Origin of the sequence: Nostoc sp. CCY0012, from assembly GCF_963920855.1 — a bacterium.
Taxonomy (GTDB): domain Bacteria; phylum Cyanobacteriota; class Cyanobacteriia; order Cyanobacteriales; family Nostocaceae; genus Cyanocohniella.
Map to the genome: position 1 here is coordinate 1 of NZ_CAWUDM010000002.1, position 12,625 is coordinate 12,625.

12 protein-coding genes and 1 pseudogene are annotated in these 12,625 nt (G+C 39.8%); 2 read left to right on the forward strand and 11 right to left on the reverse strand.

What is annotated here, in order from left to right; translation table 11 throughout:
* The 11 genes and pseudogenes from ACM0OS_RS00605 to dndC all read right to left on the reverse strand — a co-directional run.
* Positions 1-195 (reverse strand): annotated as a pseudogene (locus ACM0OS_RS00605) (GNAT family N-acetyltransferase); the annotation flags it as partial.
* Positions 196-231: 36 nt separating this feature from the next.
* The gene (locus tag ACM0OS_RS00610; protein WP_414541309.1) at positions 232-447 is read right to left on the reverse strand and encodes a hypothetical protein; all 216 of its coding nucleotides are present in this window, start codon (positions 445-447) and stop codon (positions 232-234) included.
* A gap of 95 nt (positions 448-542) precedes the next feature.
* Positions 543-950 (reverse strand): ABC transporter permease, encoded by a 408-nt coding sequence (locus ACM0OS_RS00615; RefSeq protein WP_414541215.1) that lies wholly within the window; start codon positions 948-950, stop codon positions 543-545.
* Complete coding sequence (locus ACM0OS_RS00620) at positions 935-2,227, reverse strand: AmpG family muropeptide MFS transporter (protein WP_414541216.1); 1,293 nt, start codon at positions 2,225-2,227, stop codon at positions 935-937. Before ACM0OS_RS00620 ends, ACM0OS_RS00615 begins: the two co-directional genes overlap by 16 nt.
* Before the next feature lie 233 nt (positions 2,228-2,460).
* Positions 2,461-3,915, reverse strand: coding sequence for a DNA phosphorothioation-associated putative methyltransferase (locus ACM0OS_RS00625; protein WP_414541217.1), 1,455 nt, complete (start codon positions 3,913-3,915; stop codon positions 2,461-2,463).
* Between the two features lie 38 nt (positions 3,916-3,953).
* Complete coding sequence (gene dndE, locus ACM0OS_RS00630) at positions 3,954-4,340, reverse strand: DNA sulfur modification protein DndE (protein WP_414541310.1); 387 nt, start codon at positions 4,338-4,340, stop codon at positions 3,954-3,956.
* A 26-nt stretch (positions 4,341-4,366) separates the two neighbouring features.
* Entirely contained in the window at positions 4,367-4,735 is a 369-nt protein-coding gene (locus tag ACM0OS_RS00635; protein ID WP_414541218.1) for a hypothetical protein, read from the reverse strand.
* 23 nt (positions 4,736-4,758) lie between these two features.
* Positions 4,759-5,142 (reverse strand): papain fold toxin domain-containing protein, encoded by a 384-nt coding sequence (locus ACM0OS_RS00640; RefSeq protein WP_414541219.1) that lies wholly within the window; start codon positions 5,140-5,142, stop codon positions 4,759-4,761.
* Positions 5,143-5,163: 21 nt separating this feature from the next.
* Positions 5,164-7,149, reverse strand: a complete 1,986-nt coding sequence (gene dndD / locus ACM0OS_RS00645) for a DNA sulfur modification protein DndD (RefSeq protein ID WP_414541220.1) — start codon at positions 7,147-7,149, stop codon at positions 5,164-5,166.
* 131 nt (positions 7,150-7,280) lie between these two features.
* Positions 7,281-7,694: an IS200/IS605 family transposase gene (gene tnpA / locus ACM0OS_RS00650; protein ID WP_414541221.1), complete on the reverse strand. Its 414-nt coding sequence runs from the start codon at positions 7,692-7,694 to the stop codon at positions 7,281-7,283.
* A gap of 62 nt (positions 7,695-7,756) precedes the next feature.
* A complete protein-coding gene (dndC, locus tag ACM0OS_RS00655) occupies positions 7,757-9,445 on the reverse strand; it encodes a DNA phosphorothioation system sulfurtransferase DndC (RefSeq protein ID WP_414541222.1) in 1,689 nt (562 codons plus the stop codon).
* A 294-nt stretch (positions 9,446-9,739) separates the two neighbouring features.
* On the opposite strand from dndC, the gene ACM0OS_RS00660 reads away from it, so the two are divergent.
* Both ACM0OS_RS00660 and ACM0OS_RS00665 read left to right on the forward strand, forming a co-directional pair.
* Entirely contained in the window at positions 9,740-11,335 is a 1,596-nt protein-coding gene (locus tag ACM0OS_RS00660) for a DGQHR domain-containing protein (protein ID WP_414541223.1), read from the forward strand.
* Positions 11,336-11,439: 104 nt separating this feature from the next.
* Complete coding sequence (locus ACM0OS_RS00665) at positions 11,440-12,609, forward strand: DNA sulfur modification protein DndB (protein WP_414541224.1); 1,170 nt, start codon at positions 11,440-11,442, stop codon at positions 12,607-12,609.
* Positions 12,610-12,625: the final 16 nt, after the last annotated feature.

Consider the following 12,625-nt stretch of genomic DNA (forward strand, 5'->3'; position numbering starts at 1 on the left):
CTCCCCTGCTCCCATATCCACCCACCACAGGGGTGTGTCTTTGGAGAAGTATTGCTCGACTGTTGTGGCTAAATGGGCGAAATCTTGTTCTGGAAATAAATCCTGGTAAGTTCGTTGCATGAATTTTACCAGCAGCGATCGCTCTAGTGTTGAGCCGCGACGAATGTAATATCCAGGTAGCAGTTCCTCAGCCAAACTCAGGTTCTTTCACTCCTATGATTGTTGTGTCTCTCAGGACAGCAGAGAGAAAGATCCCATTGGAGGTTGCGAAAACGCAAATAATTCTGCTTCCCCATCGCCCCATCGCCCTATCTCCCCATTTTCTTCAATGGGTGCTGGTGCTGCCATATCGGAGGGGAGAAAAATCCGGGCGCTAACTGCTACTAAAGCAAATACAAATACTAATATTACAAGGAAGGGGAGAATGTACTGACGAAATATAGCCATAATTTTAATTGCCATCGGCTAGGATCTTTTTTAAGAACCCTAGCTGAAGATTTGTGAATTTTTCTTGACTTATTTTAGCGACTTTTGGGACATAGTTAACGTTGATCGCGTTCTAAGTCATCGAGTACTCGCTCGCAATACCAGTTTTCTGGCATCCCTGGATAGTTTTGCTGTGCCTGCTCAAGTAATCGCTCGGCTGCGGCGACATCTCCACCTAACTTAGCAATGAGTTTGTCTTTGAGATGGTTATCAGCTATTTGCTCGTTTACTGGCTCGAATCTTTCTTCTGGTACTACTGGCGCTGGTGATTGTTCTCTGCGTAACTGCCAAAATAAAACGTAATAAAGTGTACCAAAAATTAAAATGAGGCTAAATGTCCCTAAGAGAGTTAGGAGGTTAAACGAGAGAAACCCTAAAACTAACTGTGAGAGAACATAGCCGAGTAACAAGCCGGTGAGTAAGAGAATAAATGTGCCGACAATAATAACTACTTGGTTCCCCATAAATCCTCTTCATCTTCTTCTAGTCCTGGTCTGGATATTGCCACTGGTTTAGGATTCCAGGGGGCAAAGAATGGTAATAGGAGTAGTCCTGGGATAGCAGCAACCATACTGATAATGAAAAATAACGGCCAACCCGTGCTTTTTGCTAAAGAGCCAGCTGGCGCAACTAGAATATCACGACTGACAGCCATAAAACTGGAAAGTAACGCATACTGGGTGGCAGAAAAGCGCTGGTTACACATATTCATCAAAAAAGCCACAAAGGCGGCTGTTCCCAATCCACCACAAAAGTTTTCGATGTTGATGGTTAAGACTAGACCCTGGTAGTTTTGACCGGCTTGTGCCAGTAATAAATAAGCTAAGTTACTGACTGCTTGCAAACCACCAAATACCCAAAGTGAGCGATTAAGACCAATTTTACTTAAAATTGCGCCTCCGCACAAAGTCCCAATTATGGTGGCAATTAACCCCATACCACCTTGAATTGCCCCAATATCAGTTTGGGTAAATCCAGTTTGCAGTAAGAACGGTGTGGACATGTTGTTGACAAAGGAATCGCCCAGTTTGTAAAGGACGATGAATACCAAAATTAAAAAGGCTTGAACTACACCCTGGCGCTGGAAAAATTCCCCAAAAGGTAAAATGACCGCAGCAGCTAAAGATTCTGGTGGGGTGGTTTCTTTAGGTTCTGGTGCAAATAAGGTGGCAATAATCCCTATTACCATGCCGATGGCCATCAATAAGTAAACTGATGACCAAGAGATTCTATCAGCCAGAATTAATGCCAAAGACCCTGTAAGCAATAGTGCTACCCGATAACCTAAGACAAAAACGGCTGCACCTGCGCCTAATTCTAATTTTTCTAGAACATCAGTGCGGTAGGCATCAGCAGCAATATCTTGAGTGGCACTTAAAAAGGCGATCGCTACGGCGTTAATTGCTAAAAATTGTAGTGCTTGACTGGGTTTTTGTACAGCCATGAGAGCGATCGCTATCAATAACCCTATTTGAATGACAATTAACCAGCCGCGCCTTCTACCCAAAATCGGCACAGCGAATCTATCCAGCAAAGGCGACCAGAGAAATTTTAAGGAGTAGGGTAGACCTACCAAGCTAAATAACCCAATGGCTGTTAAATCCACGTTTTCTACGGTCATCCAAGCTTGCAAGGTTCGACTAGTTAAGAACAAAGGCAAACCCGATGAAAAACCGAGTAATAATAATGCTGCCATTTTCCGACTACCGAAAACTTGCAGCAGCGATCGCACTGGGTTCATTTTGTTAAAATTCCTCTCATATCAAAATTTGTTTAATTTAGGATATTTTCAATCCTCCAAGCTAGCAGCCTGGGGCTATACAAACATGACACGTAGCGTCTTCCCGAAAGGAAGGCAGCCTACGCAGGCTAAAATTTTCTTCTGTACTTAGCTGAACATAGAGTTTATCTGTTATCTCGCTTGGCAAGACACAATAGCATACACCGGATAAAAATATGGAAAAATTTCTCCCCCTACTCTCCCAAACTGTAAACTTGATGATCTCTAATCTCTACCCCGTGTACAGCCAGGCATTTTTCCCAACCAGTACGAGTACCGATTTCACTTTTGAGTTTGAGTAGTCCTAATTGCTGTTCTTGTTGCGTGAGTTTAGCAAATTCTGCGTAACGCGGATAGTTGCTAGTCACAAAAGTTTCCTTTCGATGTAATATTGGCGGATTTGCCCTATCTGCATAATCTCGGTGCGTAATATATAAAGTTTTTAAGTCAATGGTAATACTAGCTTTTAAAGCTGGATGGGGGTCATCATCGAAGTCTGGGTAAAACAAATAAGATATTTGTGGTTTGTCAGTATAGTATTTGATTAATGTAGCGCCATCGACACGCCCAATGGTACGGCTAGCACAGCCTTCATAAATTCGTAATAAGGGATCAAGTGCTGCTAATGCCGAAACATGGACATATAAAGCACCTTGTGTATGTTTGCCAATCTTACTTTTTTTACACGCAGTCTGGACAACTTGGGGATTACCTAAACTGAAAAGCTTTTGGTCAGCAACTTGACAAGCTTCTTGATAGCTACCAAAAAAGGCTTTGATATCGTGACGCATTTCTGGTGCTAGCTTTTGCCATGATGGACGTTGATCAAAATGAGTCAGAGCCAGATAAACTTGGATATCTAAAGAACGACGATAGGCGATCGCATCCCATTCGGCTTCATCGGTAGCTTGTAATATGACATTAAAGGCGCGGCGGAAGTTACCAAATTCACTGAGTAATTCTGGTTGATTTGCTAATTCACCCTTAACAGGTAATCTGCCCCGTTTGGTAAAAAAGTCCATCAGTGGTTCCAGTTGTTCTTGGTAATCTTCAAACCGCTTACTAGGTACACGAACTCTAGGTGTAGCAGTGCTAGAAAAGAAGCGAATGGCTTTAAAACTTTCTTTTTCAGCATCATCACGAAAAACAAAATATACACCTAAAGCTACTGGTACTGCATCTACATTGAGTACTTCATCTATGTAAGTTTTAAGTTCTTGTTGTTCGTAATATTTCTGAAAAGTATTGCGGCGAGTCACAATACCATCGCTGTAAGCTATTTGAGTTTTGCTGGAAGCATTAATTAATACTTGTGCGGCGACAATTAAAACTTTTTGGGTAAGTTCCCAGGCGTGAATGAGACTTTGACGGCGTTCCTCTTGGTCTTCGATGACGTTGAGGATATAACCCAAATTAACCACATCGGCGGCGGTGATAGATGCATGGGGAAAATAATACGGGTCCCAGCCAGCACTGGTGTAGCCTAAATTGCCTACTCGCTGCACATCACCACCGTAGCCGCAGCCGTAGTCAAAAAATGAGGTTTCCTGATTGAGGATCGTCCATTCTATTGCCAACCGCACCGGGCGAGATATATCATTGCGAGCGATCGCAGCTCTATGACGCTCAATTTCTAAAGCTTCGGCCATAATATTCAGTTAACAGCCAACAGTTAACTAATATCCTTTCAATTTTTCACCGCTAGTTCAACTAAATCTTCAATTTTCTTGATATTGGGATCACCTGCCAAGTAACCAATACCGCGATGCAAGTGTAGGCGAAATTGGGTGGCTAGGGTTTCTTTATCGGTGGGATAGCCATCATTATGACAGCGTTGCTTCAGTGCGACCAGAAGAATATCAGACATTTCGCCACCAAACACACGCCAAGTCATTTCGACATTACTATCCTGGAGAATGGGGACAGGAGAGGGTGCGGTTGCTTCTGCGAGGGAACGACAAAACGCCCAACGGCATAAGATATTCCATTGGTCAATTTTAGTGTTGCGTTTGAGTTTAAGAAGTTGGTCTTTGGCTGTTTGGGATAGACGAATACGTTCTATAGGTGATTCCATAATAATTAATACTTGAATAATGAGTTTCAAGCAACTTTTGGAGAATTTTTAGAGGATGGTTCTGCTAGAATTGGGTCAATATCTTGGCTTTTGTCTCGTTGGATAAATTCATCAAGTAATTGAAAAAAGTAATCAAATGCAGCTTTTTCATCAATACAAGTGAGTAAAATGATTTTATCCCAAGCGTTAACTGTATGGATAGATAAGCGATTTTGTAACCAAGGTTGAAAGTTTTTATAGAAGTCACTTTCAGCTTCAGTATTAGCAACACCTAATTCAGAACGCGAAAAACGATAACCAAGAATGAACATTCGTAAATTGGTAATTGATGCTGTACCTAAATACAAACTCGGTTTGGTTTTAATTTTTTCGAGTAGGTTAAATAATGCACTCATTGAATCTCATTCCATCAATAATTTTAAAATTCCTCAATAACTTCTACTATAAACTCATTAGATAAAGAGGTAAAATCCTTGAGCCATTCATCTGGTGATAGCCCTTGTTGGGCAAGGTTGTCGAAGATTTTGCCAAAAACTTCAACTCCATAATGTACACCATTTTCAGTAATAGTTTCAGAACAACCCTGTTCTTCCAGGCGATCGCTAAGAATAAAGTCTTCATGATCATACTTGGTTGATAGTCGCCAAAGCTTACCACGAATTTCGCGTTGTTTGAGCCACTGTTTGAGTGTTGTAGCACATTCTTCGCAATGAAGCAGTGGAAATCGAATGACAAGATTACCAATAGCTTCGTGAACTTCTGTAATACTTATATCATCTGAGAAATCATTCAGAAAATACACCTCCTGAAATCAAATACATAATTACCAAAAGTAACCAGATTGTATAGTTGTTTGGCGTTTAGCAGAGTCGTATTTGAGGAGATATTCACGGGCGATCGCTTCATTTTCTCGCAGTGTTTCCACTTCTTTTTTTCCAATCTCCGTATCAGTGGAAAGCAAAATTACTTGATGGCTAGCAGACGGAAAGTAGCGTTCAATGAGGTTTCCTCGGTGGGATGAGTCTAGTCTACCTAGTGGCGTATCGATTGCTACAGGTAGGCGGTGTCCAGAGACTTTGGCTAAACCCCAGAGAAAGGCGATCGCAAGTAGTTGTTTTTCCCCAGCCGAGAGGCGATGTTTAGGAACAGGTTTACCATTTACATCGTAAAGCAAAAGGCTAAAAGTCTTAGTATCAATGGTTATGCGATGCACTAAGTCTGATTTATGGAGGAGATAAAGGAAGCAATTTTTAACTTCTTCCTCTAATTTATTGAGTTTTCTCAATGTTAATTTTTCACGAAAAATCTTGAGTGTATTTTGAACTTTAGCTGCTGAGGTAATAATATGTTCGCTATTTTTATGTTTAATATTTTCTACAGTATAATCACTTAATTCTCTTTTGGTTTTGGCAATAATAGTTTCTAAATCAGCTAATCGACGGCGGATTGTTTCGTAATTTGCTTTAGCTTCAACAACTTGATTTTGTGCAGCTTCTAGTGCGTGACGCAGCTTTGTATAATCTTCTGGTGCTGCTGCTGTTTGCACTTGTCTTTCTAGAGTATGAATTTCTTCTTGTTTATTTTTGAGAATAGCTAATTTCTCTTTTGCAGAAAGTTTAGAATTTTGTAAGTGATAGATGAGATTATCTAGCTGACTTAAAGTTTCATCATCAGCTAATAACCAAGGTGCTTCTGTCTGGATAGTCTTTGCATATAAACTATCTACATCTTGAACTAAAAATGATTGAATTTTTTCAACTTGTGTCGGAGGAATTTCTACTTGATTTAGCCAAGTCAGTAAACGCTGATCTCGCTCAATCAACAAATTTTTGGAAATTTGTACCTGTTGATGACGAAATTCTTTTTCTCCTTGTGTTTGCGCTTGATTAAGCAAATTAGGAATTAATGCCAAAGGTAAAACATCAGCCGCCAATTCACACATTGACTGACGTAATTGTTCAATTTCAGCAGTTTTTGTATCCTGTTGTAATTCTAGTTGATTGCGTTCTGCTGCAATCTTCCCACCTTCAGAAATGAATTTATCAAAGGCTTCTTGCTGCTTTTGTTCTAATTCTTCTATTTGATTTTTGAGAATTTCTAATTTTTCTAATGTTGTTTGATAATCTTGTTGCTGTTGGGTTAGCCTAGTTTCAATTTCTTCTAGGTTTGCTAAATCTTTAATATTACCAACTTCTTTAAGTTTACGGTTAACTAAGATATCTAAATCAACTACTAAACGGTCTGCTAACTCTAAGCCTAAAAGTCCACGAATAGCATCTACTACAACTGGCGGTGGTGTTTCCTGTTCTGCAAGTTCTTTAACTTGTTCACCATCAAATAGAAATAAGTTGGAAATCCCTAATGGTAATAGATTTTCAATATATTCATCCCAGATATTAACTAAAGCATCAGGCCAGGTATCACTGTCACCTAAAATGCCTAATGTATCTTTACCGTCTTTAGGATTTTTTGTCCAACTACGCACAACACGGTATTTTATTGGCTTATCGTTTTCAATATGTTCAAAAAGTAATTCAATCCGCGTGTCTGCAACTGGATCTATTTTACTGTTAACACATTGATTGAGAAAATCGCCATAACTTAAATTACCACGGGTAGAACATTGGGCGCGAGCGCCATAAAGGGCGAGACGAATGGCATCCATCAGGGTAGTTTTTCCGCCGCCATTCATACCACCTAATAGGATAATTGGACGCGAGTTTTCCTCATCAGTTTTTGGGTTAAGATTGATTACTTGTTTGCCACTGTAGGGGCCAAAGTTTTGTAGAACGAGTTCAAGAAATATCATTAATCTGATTGTGGGTTTCTTAAGATACTGGATCGAATTAAAGTAGTTTATTAAATACCGGGCGAATAAAATTCGCGGCTACACAGGCAAAGTCCGCCTCCGCGGACTAAATTCTATACATAATTATTGGTTTACTTGGGAGTTAGTTCCCAGGTGGAAATCATTGATTTTTGGCTATGGTGGATAGCTTGGTTTCTGATGTAATTGGCTATATTATCAATGGCATCGTGACTAACCGTAAAAGCTCCATAGCTACCTTGCCATTTAAAAAACTCACCTGGCTTGATTTCGTGAGTAATAAAATGGGAAGAACTTCCCTTAATTTGTTTAATTACATCCGATATGCTGACAATTGGTGGAAAACCTATTAAGAGATGTACATGATCTTCAATACCACCAATTGCAATTACGGTACATTTTAATTGTTCACATTCCTGAACGATCGCAGCATAAACTAACTTCTGAATATCAGGCGTAATTAGAGGCAATCTATCCCACGTCGCCCAAACATAATGCACATACAATTGCGTAAAACTTGCTCTCATTTTCTTTAACCCACGAAGGTGGGTTTCGTCTGTGTAGCCGCGATTTCCAATCGCCCGGTATCCTATTCTTCTAAATCTTTCTTTTTAAATTTCCTACTTGCCCAAGTTACCTGTTCGTCATTTTCACTTTCACCTTCATCTACCTCATTGATTGCTGCAACATCACCCAAAGTTAACTGCTTAAACTTTTCCTTGAATTTTATAATGTCACCATCAGTAATTGCTTCTCTTAAATCGCGTTTTAAATGAGCATGATCAATTGCATCTTTTTGTGAGCGCGAACTCGTATCAAAACATTTTTCTAGTGTGTTGTATATTCCCGTGCGACGAGCTTTTTTGCGATATTGGTATTCTGTGTCTAATAGCTTTGCCATGAGTTCCAAGTGCATAATATCGCCTTCACAGATTTCTTCTAGTACTGCCCATTCATCTAAACCTAAGAGGCTATAGTCAGCACCAGGACGGGGATCTTGAAATTCTTCGCCAGTCACTTCTTGATAAATACGGGGTAAACTATCATCAAACTCGTGTCTTTCTTCTAGCCAAATGCGACGAATTTCACTCATTTCTTCTAAGGTAATTAGAGTGATGTCGCGCATATTTTCTGGCGCTGTTTGACGAATTTCTTTTTGAACTGTAAGCAGCTTTCTCAACCAATCCTCCCGCGCTTCTTTAATAAATGGGCCAGGAATAGGTTCAATAGATGTCCCATCTTCTAAGTTACGTTCATAAAGTTGGACACCACCATTTCTACGCCGGAAATCTCTTTTATCACGGGTTTCTTCAGCATCTAACTCTTTACGAAAATCAAGTAGAGGTTGCATCCACTCTTTCTCTTCGTCATTTTGAATCATCGCCGCGAGCGATTTATCTTGACTAACCAGCGTGCAAACCCAGCAACCAAAACGAGAGCTACCACAACTAGGGGTAGATGTATCGACAACTAAAGGACATTCATTATCAGCAGAAGCACCTCGATACATGGTAAATAAATCTTTATTGCTGTACCCCCAAGGGTTTTCCCACTGCATGAGATAAATCCAGACTTCATCATTTTGCCAGTCTTCAATGGGGCTATAGACCAAAGAATTTGGCAAGTTCATATTAGGACTGAGGCGATCGCGTACCCGTTGGGCTTCCAATTTCTTCATTCGGCTAGCACGTTTTGTACTTTCAGCTTTGCGAGTACCCAACACAACGATCGCTTCTCCACTAGCTCGGATCACATCACGAATAAAGCGGTTAGAGGGATTAATTTTGAGCCGTTCTGTACACCAGCGAAATTTTCCTCTGGGTGCTGGATAACCTTTACCAATCAAACCTACCCAAAATGTTTCTTTAAAATCTGGTTGTAGCAAATGGGGTTCAAATGGTAATCCTTGCGCTTGGGCTTCAGATTTCATCTGTTTTAGCGAATTGCGTACCCAAGCAGCAACAATAGGATTTTCTACCAGTGTGTCTGTGGTAATCACATATATTGTTTTCGTTCGCTTTTCAGGTGGTAGAGCTGCGATCGCATTCCAAACCAATTGCAGTACACATGAACTATCTTTACCACCTGAATAACCCACAACCCAAGGAATTTCATCCAAACAGTACAACTCTTGAATTTCCGTGGTGAGAGCTTGGATATCTTCCACTAAATCTGCTACAGTACGTTTTTCCTGACCTGTCTTCAAAAATTGCTCCTTTTGAGGAGATCCCAAGACTGCATTTTTCGCTTTATTCTCTGGTTGTTGTGCTGTAGCCATTTCTCTCTTCCCTATCCAAACAAGTATTTTCTTTAATTTTTTTATATAGACGACTGATAAACGCTCCTCAGACCAAAATTTACTGGCACACAAACAAAGTCCGCCAAAGCAGACTTTTTTGAGATTTTACCTGTATTATATATAACCGCAATAACTGAAATTTGCAGTTATTATTTGTTTGAGGATGGACTTTTTAGAATAGCATTTTTTAAAAATTCTTAAAAAATAAATATTCGTACCTAATACTTTAGACAATGTAAACTGCTTTATATTCTCTAGTTTTTAAAAATTAACATGAAAGACTCTAACCCAACGGCTGACATCGCTAGAGAGTACCTGGAACGAGAAAACAAGGAAAAACAGGTACTAGCTTTACTCCTAGAGAAGTTTTTAGGGAGAAAAGATCAGATTCTCGTTCAAAAAACCGAGATGGGTGGTACGGAGGCTTATGTTAGCTCTGTTACCTTGGAATGGTTTGCTGGTCGGGTTCACTTCGCCTCTGGCTTACCTTTGTTTCAAAAAAAGTATAATCCTGAAACTGATAATATCGAGATTGATGCGGATAGTATTGATGAAATTCAGCAGCGTCCCCTTGATTGGTCACGTCAAGCGCCGTTAGTGCAGTATTTAGCGGCTAGACACAACCATAAGTTTCCGCCAGTACTGGTAGTAATTAATCAACCGTGGGTGGATAATCCCAAAGCTGCTGAGTGGGATAGTGAAGGACGCGCCACAAAGTCTACTACTGATTTTATACCCTTAGATAAAGACGCTAAAGTAGGTCTGCTAAATATTTCTGAGGATGATGTAACTATTTATGCGCTAGATGGTCAACACCGATTAATGGGGGTTCAGGGGTTGATGGAGTTAATTAAAACTCGTAAACTCCAGCGCTATAAAAAAGATAAAGCTGCTGATGACAGTTTTATTACAGTCAATGATTTGATAGAAAAGTATCAAGTAGACCTTGCTTACTTGCAAAACTTACCCAAAGAAAAAATTGGTATTGAGTTCATCTGTGCGGTAGCGGCTGGGGAAACTCGCACCGAAGCGAGGCGGAGGGTGAGATCGATTTTTGTTCATGTCAACCTGATGGCTGCGCCTTTGACTAAAGGTCAACTAACACAGTTAAATGAAGATGATGGTTTTGCGATCGTTGCTAGAAAAATTGCAGTTACACATCCACTATTAGAACAACGACAAGAGCGTAAACCACGCGTTAATTGGAATAGTGCAACAGTGGCTTCCAATTCTACCGTTTTGACAACATTGCAAGCTCTGCAAGATATGTCTGAGCGATATTTGGGTCAAAAGTTCCCTCACTGGAAACCTTTGGAGAAAGGTTTAATTCCCATGCGTCCAGAAGATGAAGAACTTGAGCAAGGAATTGAGGAATTTAGCAAGTTATTTGATAATTTGGCTAGTCTTTCCAGTTACAAGATTTTAGAACATGAAGATACACCAGCCTTGCGGCGCTTCAGCTTTGAGAAAGATGGAGGTGAAGGAAATATGCTTTTCCGTCCAGTTGCTCAAGTTGCATTAGCGCAAGCTTTGGGAATTTTGGTATTTAAAAAAGGTTTTTCCTTAGCAGATATTTTTAAGAAACTGCGGAAGTTTGACCAGCAAGGTGGTTTTAGTGGTATGGAGTATCCCCAATCTCTTTGGTATGGGGTTTTGTATGACCCAAATAAAAAGCGAGTACAGGTTGTTGGAAGAGATTTGGCGGCGAAGTTATTGGTTTACATTCTGGGTGGAATTCAAGAACAGATGGAACGTGCTGAACTTCGTAAGGCTTTGGCGGATGCTAGAACTGTGGAAGATAAAACTATAAGTTTTGATGGCAAATTTGTTGAACCCAAGGAAGTAGGATTACCAAATATATTGAACTAGCAAACTTAAGTCAGAATTTTGCAGTGTGGTTTATACCGATGCTACAGTTCACAAGGGTTGCATATCATGTTTGCTAACATCTGCCAATTGGTATAAATATTTATATGGCTCAAACAAACGAGGATAGTAACAATAGTGTTTCGCCAGATATCAAAGCTAATTTTAGTAGCGTGGTTGCGCCACTTTTTTCGGAACATTATCTGGAGTCATGCTATCCAGGGTTGATTTTTCAGCAGGGAAAGCGGACTATGCTGCAAATAAATGTACCAGCTAAACACTTACCTATTCTTCTCCAAGAAAAATCTTCTATTAAAAATAATCCTGATTCAGGCAAGAATCGCCCACTGGTAACAGGTCATGCTCAGGAAATAAAAGATTATATTGTGGAACGCGCTAAAGGTAGCAAACCCTACGTTATAGGAACAATTACAGCCAATGTTGATGAGCAGCTAATTAAAATACACAATTTAGGCAGGGGATTTTGTATAGTCGTTATTCCTAGTGATATTAAATTAGATATTACGGATGGACAGCATAGGAAAAGAGCAATTCAAGAATTGATTTTTAGTGATGAAAGCTACTTAGTTGGTTATGACCAGGTTGCCATCACGCTGATTTTAGAGGGAAACCTGCGCCAGTGCCAAACTGACTTCCGAGATATGGCTCAAACGAAACAACTAGATAAGTCATTATTGTTATCATTCGGTGAGTTTGAAGGTAGAGTTGGTATCACTAAAAATTTGATAGAACAAGTAAGAATGTTTCAGGAAAAAACAAATAAGATTGGGAAAAATGCTAGTCAAAAGTTAATTTACACAACTAATTTTATAGCCCGGTTTGTCAGTTGTGTATTTGCTGAGAATACAAAAGATGAACTCAAAGGGTATGATGTTGATAAAGTTTCTGAAGTTTTATCTGATTCCTTGAATAGGTTTTTCTTAGAATGTAAAGACACAAAGGATATTTCGGAAACACAGACTGACAAGCTGACAATTCATCAAGCGGGTGCATTTAGAGAATCTTCTGTCTTAGGGGTGAGTGCTGGACTCGAAGTATTGGGGCGATTGCTACACTGCATTTATGACGAGGATAATAATTCTTTTGATGAACAAAAAGTTTCACAGCTAGCACAGCTAGACTGGTCACGAAAGAACAGTCTTTGGGAAAATAATCTAGTGAGGAAATCAGCTAGTGGTGACTACGAAATTTTAAATAAACCAACTCCCATATCGGATGCAGTCAAGACAGTAAAAATCAGGCTAGGGTGGATGTAAATCATTACTTACAAGT